Below are 15,889 nucleotides of genomic sequence, written 5' to 3' on the forward strand. Positions count from 1 at the left end.
CAAGCCCGCCGATGGCCCCCGCGCCGGGCGCGTGCATGGCCCGCACGAGCCCGGCGCCAGCCGACTTGGCTAGGACTTGGCTAGGCAGAGATCGTTTACCGATCGTTAAGCAGACTCAGCGCCGCATGGCTTGGGGCATACCGAGAGCTGACGCATGAACAAAGAGCTGCGGGAGTTTCGACGGCTTGAACGGGTCTGCCTGGAGCAGGCCGCCCTCTCCACCATGGACCTCGCGCGAAGCGGATTGCTCAAGGTCGCCGACGATTGCCGCATCGCAGCCGAAGCCATCGAGGCGCAATCGCCCCGTGGCGCGTTCACAGGGGCCGTCCAGGCGCTGAGGCTGGCTTGGAGCGCGACGCGGACGCCGAACCGGCACTAGCCGGCGGCATCGCCCGGACAGGTCACGTCAGAAGATTGCCGGCGGGACCCGCGTTGGATCAGGCCTTTGGTGCCGCCGCTTCGCGCGCCAGCCGTTCGGCCTTCAGCCGCTCCTTGTTGGCGTAAAACGCCTTCTGCGCCTCTTCATGGTCGCGCATGGCCTTTTCGGCCTCGATCCGGCGTGCCGCATCGCGCGCCTGGCGCTGCTCGGGGGTCAGGGGTTTGCGTCGGAAGGAAAGGTCTTCAGTCATGCGGAGACAACGCAGACGCGGCGAAAGGGTTCCACAAGGTGGACCCCGCGGTCCCGCAAATTGGAACTCGAGTTGACCGCCCCGCCCAACAAAATATCGAAAAACAACCCCATGCACAGTAGCTATACTATTGGACAATAAGGATTTTTCTAGGTTCTCGAAGGCCCCTGGATCTCAACATCGGCAATGACGGGCAGATGGTCCGAGAAGGCTCTCGCCTCCACGTCGGTCCAGACCTTCTCGATCCGGCTATCAGACGTCGCATAAATCCGGTCAAGCCGCATCAGGGGTAAGCGCGATGGGAAGGTGCGCAGCCGCGTACGGTTGGGGCAGGCCTGCGCGAGCACCCGCCGCACCGACTTGACCCAAAACCAATCGTTGAAATCGCCGAGGACGACGGTCCTTCCGGGTTTCACCAGGCTCACCAGGGTTTGTGCCTGGGCATACCGCTCGTGGATGCTCAGGCCGAGATGCGTGGCAACTACGCGCACGTCACCGACCGGCGTCAGGAGGCCAGTGGCAATGGCCCTGCGCGGCTCGCGCTCCCGGTACGACACGTCGACGATCTCGGGCACCCCGGAGAACGGAAAGCGGCTCAGGAGCATCTGACCGTAGTCGCCATCCGCAGTGACGATCGACTTGGCGTGAACGCGGTGATCGCCGACGACGCTCGCCAGCTTCGCGAACGGATCGTCGGACCTCGATCGCGAATCCACCTCCTGAAGCGCGACGACATCAGGGGCCCATTTGCGAAGGATGGAGCAGACCCCCTCCAGATCGAACTTCGGATTGAGATTGAACGTGCCGTGCACATTCCACGTCATGAAACGCACCGGCGCCATCAGCGCCTCCCGGCGAGCCAGGTCGCGAGGAATTGCGCGCCCGCGCAGACGCCGAGCCACCCCAGGAACGCCAGCACCAACAGCAACATGCTGCTCCAGGATGCATTGCGGGCCAAATCCGCGATCTGAGCCCCCAGCACGGCCATGGCAAGAATACCGGGCGTCATGCCAAGCAGGGTTCCGAGCAGGAAGTCGCGTAAAGGCAGCGTACTCGCGCCAGCCACGACATTCACGACTGAGAACGGTGCGATGGGAATCATCCGGATGACGACGACAGCCAGGACGCCCTTGCCGACAACGCGGTCCTGGATCCGCGCGGCGCGTCGTCCGAGCAACTGCTGAAGCCGCTGCCGTCCGAGGGCGCGCCCGATCACGAAAAGGATGAAGGCGCTGAGCAAGACGCCGGCGATCGCCGTGGCGAAACCCAGCCATGGCCCAAGCGCGGCAGCCGTTGCTGCAATGAGCACGAGCACCGGAAACACCACCAGCCCGCCGACGACAAAAGCCGCGATTGCGAGTGGCGGCCCCCAGACGGATTGGGAGTAAGTCGATAGCAAATTCGAGATGCGGCCCGTGTCCGCGAAATCGCCTAAGGAGGTGTACGACCAGGCTATCGCCAAGCCAAAGAGCGCCGCGGCGATCGATACGATCCCGATGACGGTCTTCGTGCTCCACATGCGCGATGCCGCCCGCTCGAGATGAAGGGGCCGCTCAGGGTCCGCCACCGGCTGAACCATCGTGGCAAGGGTGCTGGTCAGGATTGAGGCTTCCACGGCCCGCAGCGTCTTCGGGCCATCGGCTTTCGACACCTCGTCCATAAGAGCAAGAAGACGATCGTCGTTTTGCCTGACGCTCTGTTCGTCGAGGCCACAAAAATGGGCTATCAGGCGATGCCGAACTGAAGCGACGAACTCCCGATGTTCGTCGGATGCGGCCTCAAAGATCAGATCACATTCGCTGTCGGCGCCCATCGACCTGTTGTTCAAATTGGCCGAGCCGATCCTCAAGATCCTGTCATCGACGATCATGAGCTTGCTGTGCACCATCACGGCCGCTTCCATGTCTCCCTCTCGTGAGACCGGATAGACGAAGCGGATGCGATCTGCCACGCCAGCTTCGCTGAAGCAGTCGATGAACGCGCCGCGGCCGTTCTGCATGGCCTGGGATTCCAGCCACGAGGAATGCAGTTTCGGAGCGACGACCAGAACCCGGAGCGAGGGCACGCGCTGCATCTGCTCCGCCAACTCACGCGCGATCTTGATCGCGCTGGTGAACTGGTTCTCGATGTAGATGAAGCTCGTCGCGGACCGGATCGCCGCAATCAAGGAGCGTTCGACCTCCCTGATGGTCGAACCTGCAGGACAGACCACTTCGGTCCGGGCGATCCCAACGGGCATGAGCTCAGCCTCGACCGGCACATCCGCCGGCCAGCGCATGCTCTTTTGCGCACGCCGATCCTGCATCTGTTGGCCTGCCGCACGCCAGCGCTCCTCGGCCAGCTCGAACAGCGAGGCGGCAGCATCCCCGTCGACCAAACATTGAACATCATGAAACGGCGGGTATGGCTTGCCCTGGGGGTCGCAGCGCAGTTCGTGATCGGCGCGATGATCGCTCGTGTCCCAGCGCCTGATCGTCAGATCGAGCCCGCCGACGAACGCCAGTGAACCATCGATACAGACGATCTTCTGGTGCTGGGCCGAACCGAACGGAAGCGTGGAATCCAGATGAAATCGGACGCGGCCGTCCGTGTCGGCGGTGAATTTGGCCGCGGAATTCCATTCCCGTTCGGAGGCGTAGAACGAGACGAAGTCCCAGACGAGAATGTTGATCCGCAGGTCCGGCCGGCGGTGAACAAGGGCGCGCAAAAATGGGCCGAGTTGTTCCGGCAAGCCGTCATCCGCCCGCCCCGACGATCCGACCAGCCTGGTCTCGCTGTGGATGTCCCACCCGATGATGTAGACGATATCTTCAGCCTCGAGCAGCGCCTCGCGCAGGGCCGCGAAATAAGCGGCAGCATCGTTCAGAACCGCCACGTGCCGCGCCTTGCACCGCCGCCAGACGATGTCGCCGGGGATCAGGGTGGATGAGCTCTGAAGCAGGTGGACCTCGCAATTCGCATTCGCGTCTAAACGCGCTGAACGCTCAAGGGGTTCCACGTTGTTTGCGCAGCGATGCATGCAACATCGCGCCCGCTCGGCACAGTTCGCTTATCGGGCGGTTATTTCGTTCGGACGGTCTTCGAGCCGGCGCCTTTGAAAGCATCCGCTATTGTCTCGGGAGGATCGCCGTGAAATTCCACGGAGACTTCGATCAGACCTTCCAGCTTCTGATGTCCGTCCGGCGCAGGCGCAGCGTTGAGGTCGCTACCTGCTGTACGCGTTCCGACGGTATTCGCACCGCAGGCGGGCTGAACGAAAACATCGCTTCGCTGCACGCCGCATTCCTGCACGACATGCTCAACCGCAAGCTCGGCGCCGCGGCGCGTGTCAATTTCTCCGATAATGGTCGTTTCCAAGAGCACTCTCCGTGGCTGGGCGGAGTGCGAACAACAGGTCAGCAACGATCAGATTCCTGAAGCTCAGAACCGCAGCATCCCAAACATGAAGAGCAGCGCGACGGTGATCAAGCCTGAGATCAGCAGCGAACCGAGACAACCAAGCCGGTTCGAGAAAAAGAAGAACATGCGTTGCCCGCCGTGAAGCCTTCTGCCGGCTAATGTCTCGCTTTCCCTGGCGTTCCTGCTGAGCCCTCGTTTTTCCGGGACGCGCGGCCTAAAGCCAGCCCAGACGTCGAGAGTGTCTGTGCGGCGTCGCAATCGCAAAGTCGTAAGACCACGATGTCATTGAGACAGGTCAATACGAGCAAGCCGAAGCTCGGGCACGTCGGCAAGCAGATGGAGACGGCCATGTCACAGCGGAGAGCATGCACGTCTAGCTCAATTGGGCCAAGGAGCGGATCGACGAGATGGACGCCGCATTGGCCTCGTTCGAGAAGGCCGGCCAGGCCAAGGCAGAGTCCAAGGTAAGACGAATCAACTTACTCTGCGACGGAACGTCATCGGTCAATGAAGCGCGCTCGATTTCCCCAGCACGTAGCAGGGAGGGCGCTCAGCCTTGTACCTTCATTCGCATATGTGAATCCGGCCGGGAACAAGTGGCAATGTTTCTTTTCCGGCGCTAGCCTTACTCAATGCGTGAGTCGGGGGATTCATGAAACCGAAGCCTTTTGAGAGCATGTCTCTCGAAGAGCTCTGGCAACTTCACACAGTCATCAATGATATTCTCGCTGAGAGGCTTGTGGCGAAGAAGGAAGAGCTTGAGCGACGTTTGGGGCTGCTCAACCGGGAAGACAAGCCCCTCCGTCAATGAGGTCGCCTGAATTGGCGCCCCGCCGCCATTGCCGTAGCCGTTGTTGCCCCGACGGCTGTGCAAAAGCCGCCGCCGAAATGGGCGATGGCCGTGCTCGCCAGGGAGTCGATAGCAACGCTGTGATGGTGGGGCCCGCTTTCTATGAGGGGCCTGAAGAAGTCATCGCCCTTCCCCTTCAATCGCCGGTTGCTCGTTCTCCGTCATCTCGAGGAGAGCTGCGCCGGTCACCGCATCATCGTCCTCTGCCATTTGTTGGCAGGCTGCGACCTCTGACTCAGTTGTTGGTTACGACGGCGACGCTGCCAATTGATCGTTGTACGTTCGACTGTACATTGAACAGCTGACGTGAGTTTAATTAATTGATTTTGCTGATATTTTGGCGGAAGGGGTGGGATTCGAACCCACGGTACCCTTGCGGGCACGCCGGTTTTCAAGACCGGTGCCTTAAACCACTCGGCCACCCTTCCCTCGTAACAATGCCAGGGAATTAGCTTAGCTTCGGACCGAGCGCAACGCGAACTTGGACCCAATTTTGGACCCATGGTCTCATACCGATACCCGATTCGCGTCCACAGATGGGGCACCCGGGCTAAACCGCGGCATGAGGCCTATTTCGGCAGGCATTCCACGTTGTACGCGATGATGATCTGAGCTGGATCCGCTTTACCCAGGCTCTTGAGATCCTCCAAGCCGCTTCGGAGCTTGGTGCCCGCCTCGCTCAAGCTTCCTTCAAGCGTGACTTTGGCCTTCCGGCACCGCTCTTCGTTGGAAAACTCCTGGAAGACAACCGTCGGAAGGAGTCGCCATTCCGCCTTGTCGTTCGTCGCGGCAGGACTGATCGAGTAGGAAAAGACATACATCAGCACCCACATCGCTTTTGCTCCAGCTTTGGCCGGCTCGATCTGCGCGCACTTGGATGGTCGCGCCTGGACACACCTCAGCAGGCTACTGCCGCCATCCCCGCCTTACTTGGAGGGCGCGCGATCAAGCCGCGATCGCTGCGCCCTCATGCGCTTGATCTCTCGACGCAGCTCTTCACTCTTTTCGTCACGCTGCTCTCCGCTCGATTTGATCTGATCATCTTGACGCAACTTCTCGAGAGCTTTCTCGACCGAGAGCTTGTTCGTTCCGGCCATAACCGACCTCACTTGCGCGTCTGCGTTCATCAATAGGGATAGTAGGGATTACCCTGCGGGCAGGTCCAGTTGCCATAAGTGTCGTAATAGCAGCCCTGATTATTATAGGAGCCGCTTCCGTAGTAGGCGCCTGCCGCAAGAGCTCCGGCTGCCGCACCGTAAGCGAGGCCGCGGCCGGGATAGTAGGGATAGCGTCCGCCATAGCCGGGATAACCGGGCCGACCCGCAATCGGATAGCCTGGACGGCCCGGACGGCCCGCGATTGGGTGCGTCGGACGTCCCGGGCGACCTGCAATGGGTCGGCCTCCGGGACGGCCGGCAATTGGGTGGCTCGGCCGGGGCCGGCCAGCGTAGCGATGTCCGCCGCCACCATGGAAGCGTCCGGCATGACCGCCGCCGGCAAAATGCGCGCGCCCGCCGCCGCCATGAAACCCACCGCCACGACCGCCGCCCCCCCTGCGAGCATAGGCGTCATCGGGCATAAGCGTGGCGCCGACAAGAATGAGAATAGCGAACGCCGCCAGCAAATATTTGAGCATGATCCGTCCTCCTTCTAAGAACGTGGATCCCCCGCCCCGCAGACAACGACAGCGCGTCAGGCCTTCGGACTGAACATGCCTCCCGCCGCCTTCATCGCAGACTCGCTCATGGCCCGGCCCTGGTCGGTCAGCGAGCGCATCTGGTCCTGGAAGAAATCGGCCTGAAGCTTGAGCGCATCCTGCATGTCCCTTGCGTTGATCAGCTTGTCGCCGAGATCGAAAGTTGCGGTGACATTGTGCTGCATGAAGGCGCAGAACTCCTTCGCCTGGTTCGCGACCGGCAGCGGCGACGAGCCGAGAGCACGCTCCAGCAATTCGAAATAGTCCGAATTGGCCTTGCGCAGGCGACCGAGCGCCTCGCTCAGTGACGCACGCATGCTCTCGGCGGACACATTGATTTCGGCCATGATGTCGCTCCTTTCAGACGGTTTCGCTCATGCGGGAAGTCCTCCGAACCAGGCGCCGAAATAGCCGGCATAGAGTGCCGGCCGTTCGAGATTCATCGAGTGCCCGATGCCGGGTACGATGACGAGGCGGCAATCCGGCATCGCCTCAGCCATGACACGCAGGTCGGCCGGAAGAATCCAGCCGTCCCATTCGCCCCACAGCACCAGATGTGGATGCCGTAGCTGCTGCATCCGGCGCTCCAGCTCACGGCTTTCCTTCTCCCGTGTGAGATTGACGGGAGTGCCGATCCAGATTCCTTCGGAGACGCCAAAGGTCTGGTCGATGATGCGATCGAACAGGGCCTGGATCTCAGGCAGTCCTTCGCGAAAACGCGGGATCGCGTTCGGCGCCATGCTCTCGGGCACGAACAGCGAGGACGCCGCCGTTGCCATGATCGTCCGCGTCAACTCCTTGCTCGCCATCATCGCGCGGAAAAGGCCGATCTGATCGGCATTGAAGGTCATGCCGAGCGGCGTCACCGGATCGAGCGAGAACACACGGCCGAAGCGTTCCGGCTGCATCAAGAGCATGCGCGCGGCGATGATGCCGCCGGTCGAATGCGTCGCAAGATGGCAATAGCTGATCTCGAGCGTATCGAGGGCCGCCAACATGTCCTCGGCATGCTGCTGCATGGAATAGTTGGCATAGCCCGCGGTCGGTTTCGGCCGATCGCTGTCGCCGCAACCGCGCCAGTCGATGGCGACGACGCGCAGGCCCGTCGGAAACAGGGGCGCGGCGAGCTCGATCCAATCCTTGCTGGCGAGATTGCCGTGGATGAAGACGACCGTGACGTCGCCCCGCCCCCACTCCCGCCAGCCGAGCTGGACCTCACCCGCCTGCACCCTTGCCATGTGCGGCTCTACTTGTTCAAGCCGGCGGTGGGCGCGGCTCCGGGAGGAGTCGGCGCCACCGGCAGAGCAGACACCACAGCTCCCTTGATCATGCGGTCGATGCTCGCCGGCGAAGACGTGTCGATGCTGCCCTTGGTTACGAAATCCACGACGTCCACCGAGAACTCCACCGGATTATCGGTGTGAATAAAGTGCCCTGTTTCCGGGTAGATCTTGAGGATTGGTCGGTTGCCGGCATTGGTCATCCGCGTCATGAACGGCGAGATCACGTCGCGACCGAGATCGGTCAGCCCGTTGAAAGCGGGCGTCGGGATGAACGGCTCCTTGTCGCCGAAGGCCAGGAAGATCGGCGCCTTCATCTGCGTGAGCCGCTCGTAGAGGTTCTTCGGGTCGTCCTGCTGGAGCTCAGCCCCGATGGTATAGATGTCGAAAATGAAGACGTTGCACCATTGATCGAGCTCCTTCGGGTTACCCCTGATGAGGCCAACGCGCTGATCGGTGTGGAAGCGGGCATATTCACTGTCACTGTAGAAATACCCGCTCTTCGCCGCCGACACTGCGCCGGTGTTCGGGTCACGCTTCTTGAAATAGAAGAAATCGCGGACACCCTGCTCGTCGCGCGCCTTCTCAGCGGCGAGAATGCCAGTCTGATCCCAGACCGACTTCCACTTGTCGAAATCGCGGCCGAGATCCGGGTCGAACAGCTTTGCCTTCTTGTCCTTGGCGATCGTGATGTCGCGCGGATATTCCTCGAGGCCCGAGGGGGCTTCGAGCGCAAGCGCCTGCACGGCGTCGGGCCAGGTCAGGGCATAGCCCATCACGAACTGACCGCCCAGCGAGTGGCCAAGATACACCGCCTTCTTCACGCCGAGCTGGTTGACGACGAGGTCGTAGATCACCTCGCGCATGTCCTGCATGGTGCGCGCCGGGCTCTTGTCGAGATTGCCTGGCCCGGACATCCCATAATGCGGCAGGTCGGGCACGATCACGCGCACCCCGCTCCGCAGCGCATATTGCATGATGTTGCCGTAGTGGCCGCCGAAGGCGCCCTTGCCGTGGATGATGACCAGCACCTTCGGGTCTCTGTCGGTGCCGTTGTATTCATCCATGTAGCCGATCTGCCAGGATTTGCCGCTCTTGTCCTTGGCGTTGGAGAATTTGACCGGATAGGGATATGTCACAAAATCCTTCCAGAAGGATTTTTCCGGATCGATCTTCTCGGCAACGCCGGGCACGCGATAGTTCTTGTCGGCGAATTTCTGCGCGCGATCGAGGCTTGCAACGTCGTCCATGAAAGCGACGAATTTCGGATCGTTCTTGCGCTGGTTGATGATCGGGAACACGCCGTAATGCGCGACCGGGCTTTCCTGCGCGATCAGGTCCGCGCCGGGCACGCGATCGACCGCCTGCTGCGCCAACTTGAAGTTGAGCCAGAGATCGTTGGTGATGTGCATCACCAGCGTGCGCGCCTGGATGCGGCCGAGATAGGGATTGACGTTGTGGGTCTCGCCAACCCGGTTCCGCCAGACGAGATCGACCGCGTCATAGAGCTTGGCGCGATTGATGACGTTCAAACCGGCCTTCTCGTTCGGCGGATCCCAGTAGAAGATTTCGGGCTGCACGGCGCCCCAGTTCTGGGTTGTGCGGAATGCGAAGTCATAACCGGTCATGCCAAGGATCGACCAGCCGAACGCGACACCCGGCACCGGATGCTTTTCCTTGGGTAGCTTGTAATAGTCGCCCTTGGTCTCTTGCCAGACCGGATCGCCCTGGATCGCGGCCGTCATCATCTGGAACGTCCAATTGCCGACGGGATCCTCTCCATCCGACTGCGTCGTGCCACCGATCGGCATCAAGGCGCTGACATATTCGGGATGCATGACGCCCCAGACATAGGTCTGCGTACCGCCCATGGACACGCCGGTGACCAATGCAACGCGCGCGACCTTCAGTTCGTCGCGCAGCAGACGATAGTTCGCCTGCACCATGTCGTAGTAGCTGTATTGCGGAAACTTGATGCCGAGCCCATCGGACGGCTTGCTGGCGCCCCAGGTGCCGAGCGGATCGACCATGATGACATAATAGCGGTCTGTATCGATCGGCCGTCCCGAACCGATGATCGGGACGCCCCCCGACAAGGCAGCGCCCTTGACCCACTGCTCGTACATGTCGGTGGAATCACCGGAATAATAGGAGTTGATCACGACGGCATTGGTAATCTCGCCTGCGGCGTTGCGTCGCGCGTTGCCGATGGCGATGTAGGCCGTTCGCAACTTGCCGGCGCCGAGGGACTCGAGCGTGACACCACCCTCGCCGCCATTCTCCCACTTGGAGGGATTGGAAAGGTCGTACTTGCCGCCAAGGCGGAAGTTGGCGATCTCGTAGGTCTTCTTCAGCCCGTCATGCTGCACCTGCGACGAGCGGCGCGTGAAGGGTTGTGCAACTGCCAGAGCGGTGCCGACCAGCAGTACAATCAGGCCGACGGAGCAACGTTTCACGAAACCGGTCGCGGACATGACGGATTCCTCCCTGAACAGTTGTTGAAACGCTAGGAAGGTCGCAACGGGGATCTTTGATCTAGCTCAATGGAATCCGCTCGCGACAGTTGAGCATCGTAGCCAGCGATGTCGGTAGTCTTGTGCGATGCCCTTTCTCAATCACGGCTCGTATCGAATACGCTACGAGCTCGATGGGCCGGCGAGAGCGCCGGCCTATGTTTTCGTCAACGGACTGACACAATATTCGGAGCTATGGGGCGCCTATCGCGAGGCGCTGCTGACACGAGGCTTTCGCGTCGCAACCTTCGATCTCCTCGGTCAAGGGGTCTCCGACAAACCGACGCTATTTATCAGTCAGGACGACCAGGTTGCCGCGCTCAGGCTTCTGATTGAAGCGCTTGGCGAGGGGCCGGTCTTCCTGAGCGGCATCAGCTTCGGCGGCCTGATCGCGCTCCGTTATGCGATCGAGCATGGGCAGCGGCTGTCCGGACTGGTGCCGATGAGCTGCTTCGCCGAGCTGACGCCGCAGCTTTTGCTTCTCGGCAACGCCCTGCGGACCGGCCTGATCCTGGGAGGGACAGGCTATCTCCAGGATTTGCTGCTGCCTATGAACCTGTCCGACCAGTGGTTGAAGCCATTGTTGGACAAGCTCGACAGCGTCAAGCGCCAGGGCTGGCTGGTGAACGATGTCTACGCGCTTCAAAATCTGATGGAGTCCTTTCTCGACTTCCAACCGCTAACGCCGCGCCTGTCAGCGATCTCGGCTCCGACCATGATCCTCAATGGCGAGTTCGATTTTCTGACCCCGCGTCATCTGCACGAGACCCTGCGGGTTGAGATCCCGAACAGCTCGCTGGTGATCATTCCCAAGGCGTATCACGCTTTCACACTGGAGAAAGGCGCGCTGACGGCCGATCTTCTCGCGCGCTTTGCCGACGATGTGCTGGCCGGCCGCTGGCAAGGCAATCAAGCCGTATGGGTCGCACCCGAGGAGCCCGGCGGCGAGCTGACACCGTTCCCTGACGGTTACGATCACCTGCGCGCCATCCCGGTCAAGCGAGCGCTGGCATGAGCGGATTCCTCGGCCCGCTAGACTCCGACGCACGTGTCCCACCGGCGCAGCAGACGCGGATCGCGGCCTTCCTGATCTCGGCGCATGGCGCCCTCGCCCGGCAATTCGCCTTCACGCTGCCTGCAAGTCTCGACGCGGCGTGGCAGACCGAATTGAATGCGCAGTTCTATCGCGAGACCGAGATTGTTTCGCTGCTGATGCGCGCCACAACCTGGGTGCCGGATTTGGCCCTGGGGTACATGGTTGCGTCCTGGGAGACCGCCTGGTTGCCCGCCCCGATCGACGAAATCCCGGACCGTCGCCTCGCCCAGGCGGTTCACCTTGCGACGCTTGCCCATGCCGTGCACGCCGGTATCCGGCCGGCCGCGCTGCTCCCGACCGAGGCCAATGCGCAGGATCCCTTTGTGATGGCGCTGCGGCGAATCGAGTTCGAGAGCGGCCGGCTGCTCCAGGCCCAAATTCTGTTCCTCAAGGGCACGGACCTTGCGCCGCATCGGGAAGCGGTGAGTGCTATCCTCGAGCAACGTCATGCCAGCGTTCGCAAGCTCTGGCGCGAAACACTAGCGAACATCGGTATCGAGGCATCCTGATCGGAATGACCGGGAGTCTTGACGCAGATCAAAGGAAGAGAGTCGCCCGGCGCCAACATCCGCCTTCTGACATCGTCGGCCGACCCCGGAGTATCAAGCATGAAGGCCGTTTCCGTCGAAGAAGCCGTTGCGATGATTCCGGCGGGCGCCAGCGTTATGGTCGGCGGCTTCATGGGCGTCGGGACACCGGAGCGCCTGCTCGACGAAGTCGTGCGTCAGAAGAAGACAGGGTTGACCCTGGTCTCCAACGACGCTGCAACGCCCGGCAAGGGCGTCGGCAAGCTGTTCGATCAGGCTCTCGTGTCGAAGCTGACCGCAACGCATATCGGTCTCAATCCGAAGGCGCAGCAGCAGATGCTGGCGAACCTGATCGCTGTCGATCTTGTTCCGCAAGGCACCTTCGTCGAGCGCATCCGCGCCGGCGGATGCGGTCTCGGCGGCGTGCTGACGCCCACGGGCGTCGGGACACTGGTCGCCGAAGGCAAGCGTCAGATCGAGATCGACGGCAAGCCCTTCCTGCTGGAGACGGCGCTGCGCGCCCAGTTCGCGCTCGTCCACGCCTTCCTCGCCGATTATCTCGGCAACCTCTCCTACGCGCTCACCTCGCGCAATTTCAACCCGGTCATGGCGATGGCGGCCGACACCGTCATCGTGACGGCCGAGCATATCGTGCCCGTTGGCGTGATTGCGCCCGATCACGTCGTCACCCCTGCGCCGCTCGTCGACTATCTCATCACCAACGGGTGACATCATGGATCCCCAGATCATCATCGCCCGACGGGTAGCCAAGGAGCTGAAGGCCGGCAATCTCGTCAATCTCGGCATCGGCATTCCGACCCTGGTCGCAAACTACGTGCCATCAGATCTGAAGGTATTCTTCCAGTCGGAGAACGGGCTGATCGGCACAGGGCCGATTCCCGAGCAGGGCATGGCTCATCCGACGCTCACTGACGCCGGCGGGCGTCCCATCAGCGCGTTGCCGGGTGCCTCGACCTTCGACAGTGCGATGTCCTTCGGGCTGATCCGCGGCGGTCATGTCGATGTCACGGTGCTCGGCGGGCTTCAGGTCGACGCGCATGGCCATCTCGCCAACTGGATGATCCCCGGTAAGATGGTGCCGGGCATGGGCGGCGCCATGGATCTCGTCAGCGGCGCCAAGCGCGTCATCGTCGCCATGCAGCACGCGGCCAAGGGCAAGTCGAAGATCGTGGCAAAATGCTCGCTGCCGTTGACCTCGGCGCGGCCCGTCCACCTTGTCGTGACCGACATGGCCGTGATCGGCTTCCCTGGTGGCAAGGCGACCCTCCTGGAAACGGCGCCCGGCATCAGTGTCGGAGAGGTCATGGCTGTCACCGAGGCCGAACTGGCCATTCCTGACACCGTCCCGGAAATGAGACTTTGAGCAGAACAATCATGCGCATATTCAGCGATTTCAACGAGATCAAATCCACTATCGGCACCGAGATCGGCGCCAGCGACTGGATCGAGATCACCCAGGAGCGCATCAACCAGTTCGCCGAGGCGACCTGCGACGAACAATGGATCCATGTGGACCAGGAACGTGCCAGCAAGGAGATGCCCGGCGGCAAAACCATCGCTCATGGCCTGCTGTCACTTGCCCTGGCGCCGCTGTTCATCCGCTCTGTCATCGGCCTGAAGGGCCTTCGCAACACGCTGAACTACGGCGCTGACCGGATCAGGTACCTCGCCCCGGTGCCGGCGGGCTCAAGACTACGCGGCCGCGTCACGGTCGCCGAAGCCGAGGACGTGCCGCCGGACGGACTGCGCGTGAACTATCACCTCGTGATCGAGCTCGAGGGCGGCAAGAAGCCCGCCTGCGTCGCCGAGCTGATCGCCCTGCACTATCGCTGAACACGACATGTCGGAAACAGCCTCATGCAGCGCGTATGCGTGATCAGTCGATGATGTGATACCCGCCATCGATATAAAGCACACCACCGGTGATCAGCTTGGCGCCGTCGAGTGCGAGAAAGGCGGTGGCGTTGCCGACATCATCGATGCTGACCAGACTACGCGACGGTGCCTTGGACTGCGCCTTGTCCATGAGTTCATCGAATTCGGGAATGCCTGACGCGGCGCGGGTCGCAAGCGGTCCCGGCGAGATCGCGTGCACACGGATGCCTTTCGGACCCAGTTCAGCGGCAGCATAGCGAACCGAGGCTTCGAGCGCTGCCTTCGCCACGCCCATGATGTTGTAGTTCTCCACCACCATCTGGCTGCCGTAATAGGTCATTGTGAACATCGTGCCGCCGTTCTTCATCAGGGGTTCGGCAAGATGCGCCATCCGGAGGAACGACCAGCAGGAAACGTCCATGGTCTTCAGGAAGCCGTCGCGGCCAACGTCGACGACGCGGCCGTGCAGCGCCTCCTTGGGCGAAAAGGCGATGGAATGCAGCAGGAAATCGAGCTGTCCCCACTCCGACTTGATGCGCTCGAACACGGCTTCAGTCTGGCCTTCGACCATGACGTCGAGCGGGATGAAGATCGGCGCTTCCAGCGCCTGCGCCAGCGGCTCGACATGCTTCTTGGCTCGGTCATTCAGATAGGTGACGGCGAGATCAGCCCCGAGCGCCCGAAAAGCCCTGGCGCAACCCCATGCGATTGACTGATCGTTGGCGATACCGACCACCAGGCCCTTCTTGCCTTTAAGGGCGACCTTGCTGTCCGGAAATACTGGAATCATGACACCCTCTTATGTCTGGTGTTACGCGAATGGCCGTTTCATCAGCAGCGACAACGTGTGCTGCGCGATCATCAACTCCTCGTCCGTCGGAATGACATAGACAGGAATGAGACTGTTCTTCGCCGAGATGAGGCTCGAATGGCGCGCGTTCTCGGCCTCATCGAGTGTCACGCCGAGCCAGCGGAGCTGCTCTGCCACACGCGCGCGGATGCCGCTCGAGTTTTCGCCGATGCCGGCTGTGAAGACGAAGGCATCAAGGCCCTGAAGCGCGGCGGCAAGCATGCCGGCATTGAGGCCGATGCGATAGGTGAAGTAGTCGACCGCGAGCTTCGCTTGCGGATCGGTGCTCGCCTCAAGCTCGCGCATGTCGTTGCTGACGCCGGAGAGACCCTTCAAGCCGCAATCGCGATAGAGGAACTCCTGCACCTCAGGGGCAGTCATTCCCTTTTCCGAGATCAGGTACAATACGACTCCGGGATCGAGCTGGCCTGGGCGTGTGCCCATTGGCAGCCCGTCGAGCGCCGTGAAGCCCATCGTGCTCTCGACGCTCAGTCCGTCCTTCATGGCGCACATCGAGGCACCGCTGCCGAGATGGGCGACGATCACCCGGCGCTTTGCGATATCAGGCGCGATCTGCGGCAGGCTCCTGGAGATGTATTCATAAGAGAGTCCATGGAAACCATAGCGCCGCACGCCTTCGGCGTGGAGCCGGTGCGGGATCGCGTAATGATCGGCCAGTGGACCATGCGTGCGATGAAATGCAGTGTCGAAACATGCGACCTGTGGCACCGTCGGGAAATTGGCGAGGATCGAACGGATCGGGGCCAGATTGTGCGGCTGGTGCAATGGGGCTAGCGCAACGAACCGCTCTAGCCGCGACACCACACCATGATCGACCAGAACCGGCCGCTCATAGTCCGGCCCACCGTGGACCACCCGGTGCCCAACGGCGAGAGGATTGACACGAACCTCACTCCGCAGCCACTCGCCTGCCACGCTCATTGCCGCCGGAACGTCAGGAATCGCCTCGATCGGATAGGCCCGGTCGGCCATGGGATCGCCGCCAGCGCCGTTCGCGCGCAGACGCGGACGGCTACCGATACCCTCCACCTGGCCCTTGATCATCCGAAGAAGCCGGCCTTCGCCCTCGACGACAAAGACCTGGAACTTGACGCTTGATGAGCCGGCGTTGACGACGAGGATGGTGTCCATA

The 15,889-nt window shown here is 61.7% G+C and carries 18 protein-coding genes, 1 tRNA gene and 1 pseudogene; 7 read left to right on the forward strand and 13 right to left on the reverse strand.

What is annotated here, in order from left to right:
• The first annotated feature begins 154 nt into the window (after window positions 1-154).
• Window positions 155-379, forward strand: a complete 225-nt coding sequence (locus tag RAD04_RS24425; protein ID WP_028144631.1) for a hypothetical protein — start codon at window positions 155-157, stop codon at window positions 377-379.
• A 58-nt stretch (window positions 380-437) separates the two neighbouring features.
• On the opposite strand, the gene RAD04_RS24430 is transcribed toward RAD04_RS24425, so the two are convergent.
• From RAD04_RS24430 to RAD04_RS24445, 4 genes are all read right to left on the reverse strand, one after another.
• Complete coding sequence (locus tag RAD04_RS24430) at window positions 438-629, reverse strand: hypothetical protein (RefSeq protein WP_461618761.1); 192 nt, start codon at window positions 627-629, stop codon at window positions 438-440.
• A 149-nt stretch (window positions 630-778) separates the two neighbouring features.
• Window positions 779-1,471: an endonuclease/exonuclease/phosphatase family protein gene (locus RAD04_RS24435; protein WP_461625816.1), complete on the reverse strand. Its 693-nt coding sequence runs from the start codon at window positions 1,469-1,471 to the stop codon at window positions 779-781.
• Window positions 1,471-3,504 (reverse strand): VTT domain-containing protein, encoded by a 2,034-nt coding sequence (locus RAD04_RS24440; protein ID WP_461625817.1) that lies wholly within the window; start codon window positions 3,502-3,504, stop codon window positions 1,471-1,473. Before RAD04_RS24440 ends, RAD04_RS24435 begins: the two co-directional genes overlap by 1 nt.
• Window positions 3,505-3,689: 185 nt before the next feature.
• Window positions 3,690-3,986 carry a hypothetical protein gene (locus RAD04_RS24445; protein ID WP_461625818.1) on the reverse strand — a complete coding sequence of 99 codons (297 nt, stop codon included), beginning with the start codon at window positions 3,984-3,986 and terminating at the stop codon, window positions 3,690-3,692.
• 694 nt (window positions 3,987-4,680) lie between these two features.
• Here RAD04_RS24445 and RAD04_RS24450 point away from each other — a divergent pair.
• Window positions 4,681-4,839, forward strand: a complete 159-nt coding sequence (locus RAD04_RS24450; RefSeq protein ID WP_461625819.1) for a hypothetical protein — start codon at window positions 4,681-4,683, stop codon at window positions 4,837-4,839.
• 377 nt (window positions 4,840-5,216) lie between these two features.
• Here RAD04_RS24450 and RAD04_RS24455 read toward each other — a convergent pair.
• From RAD04_RS24455 to RAD04_RS24485, 7 genes are all read right to left on the reverse strand, one after another.
• Window positions 5,217-5,306: transfer RNA gene (locus tag RAD04_RS24455), tRNA-Ser, on the reverse strand.
• A gap of 141 nt (window positions 5,307-5,447) precedes the next feature.
• Entirely contained in the window at window positions 5,448-5,711 is a 264-nt protein-coding gene (locus RAD04_RS24460) for a hypothetical protein (protein WP_461618766.1), read from the reverse strand.
• A 93-nt stretch (window positions 5,712-5,804) separates the two neighbouring features.
• Complete coding sequence (locus RAD04_RS24465) at window positions 5,805-5,975, reverse strand: hypothetical protein (protein WP_461618767.1); 171 nt, start codon at window positions 5,973-5,975, stop codon at window positions 5,805-5,807.
• A 29-nt stretch (window positions 5,976-6,004) separates the two neighbouring features.
• Window positions 6,005-6,514, reverse strand: a complete 510-nt coding sequence (locus RAD04_RS24470) for a hypothetical protein (RefSeq protein ID WP_461625820.1) — start codon at window positions 6,512-6,514, stop codon at window positions 6,005-6,007.
• Between the two features lie 56 nt (window positions 6,515-6,570).
• On the reverse strand, window positions 6,571-6,921 hold the full coding sequence (locus RAD04_RS24475) for a phasin (RefSeq protein WP_461625821.1): 351 nt from the start codon (window positions 6,919-6,921) through the stop codon (window positions 6,571-6,573).
• A gap of 27 nt (window positions 6,922-6,948) precedes the next feature.
• Entirely contained in the window at window positions 6,949-7,812 is an 864-nt protein-coding gene (locus tag RAD04_RS24480) for an alpha/beta fold hydrolase (protein ID WP_461625822.1), read from the reverse strand.
• A gap of 8 nt (window positions 7,813-7,820) precedes the next feature.
• The gene (locus tag RAD04_RS24485) at window positions 7,821-10,328 is read right to left on the reverse strand and encodes an alpha/beta hydrolase (RefSeq protein WP_461625823.1); all 2,508 of its coding nucleotides are present in this window, start codon (window positions 10,326-10,328) and stop codon (window positions 7,821-7,823) included.
• A gap of 127 nt (window positions 10,329-10,455) precedes the next feature.
• On the opposite strand from RAD04_RS24485, the gene RAD04_RS24490 reads away from it, so the two are divergent.
• The 5 genes from RAD04_RS24490 to RAD04_RS24510 all read left to right on the forward strand — a co-directional run bounded on the left by RAD04_RS24490 (window position 10,456) and on the right by RAD04_RS24510 (window position 13,844).
• Window positions 10,456-11,382, forward strand: coding sequence for an alpha/beta fold hydrolase (locus RAD04_RS24490; protein ID WP_461625824.1), 927 nt, complete (start codon window positions 10,456-10,458; stop codon window positions 11,380-11,382).
• Window positions 11,379-11,972 carry a hypothetical protein gene (locus RAD04_RS24495; protein ID WP_461625825.1) on the forward strand — a complete coding sequence of 198 codons (594 nt, stop codon included), beginning with the start codon at window positions 11,379-11,381 and terminating at the stop codon, window positions 11,970-11,972. The genes RAD04_RS24490 and RAD04_RS24495 overlap by 4 nt, the downstream gene beginning before the upstream one ends.
• A gap of 99 nt (window positions 11,973-12,071) precedes the next feature.
• A complete protein-coding gene (locus RAD04_RS24500; protein ID WP_461625826.1) occupies window positions 12,072-12,719 on the forward strand; it encodes a CoA transferase subunit A in 648 nt (215 codons plus the stop codon).
• Window positions 12,720-12,723: 4 nt separating this feature from the next.
• Window positions 12,724-13,374, forward strand: coding sequence for a 3-oxoacid CoA-transferase subunit B (locus RAD04_RS24505; RefSeq protein ID WP_461625827.1), 651 nt, complete (start codon window positions 12,724-12,726; stop codon window positions 13,372-13,374).
• Between the two features lie 11 nt (window positions 13,375-13,385).
• Window positions 13,386-13,844: a MaoC family dehydratase gene (locus RAD04_RS24510; protein ID WP_461625828.1), complete on the forward strand. Its 459-nt coding sequence runs from the start codon at window positions 13,386-13,388 to the stop codon at window positions 13,842-13,844.
• Window positions 13,845-13,887: 43 nt separating this feature from the next.
• Here RAD04_RS24510 and fabI read toward each other — a convergent pair whose 3' ends face one another.
• Both fabI and RAD04_RS24520 read right to left on the reverse strand, forming a co-directional pair.
• Window positions 13,888-14,676: an enoyl-ACP reductase FabI gene (fabI, locus tag RAD04_RS24515; RefSeq protein WP_461625829.1), complete on the reverse strand. Its 789-nt coding sequence runs from the start codon at window positions 14,674-14,676 to the stop codon at window positions 13,888-13,890.
• Window positions 14,673-15,888: pseudogene (locus tag RAD04_RS24520) on the reverse strand (acetate/propionate family kinase). The gene fabI and the pseudogene RAD04_RS24520 overlap by 4 nt, the downstream one beginning before the upstream one ends.
• Window position 15,889: the final 1 nt, after the last annotated feature.

The sequence above is a fragment of the Bradyrhizobium sp. 25ACV genome, assembly GCF_054863005.1.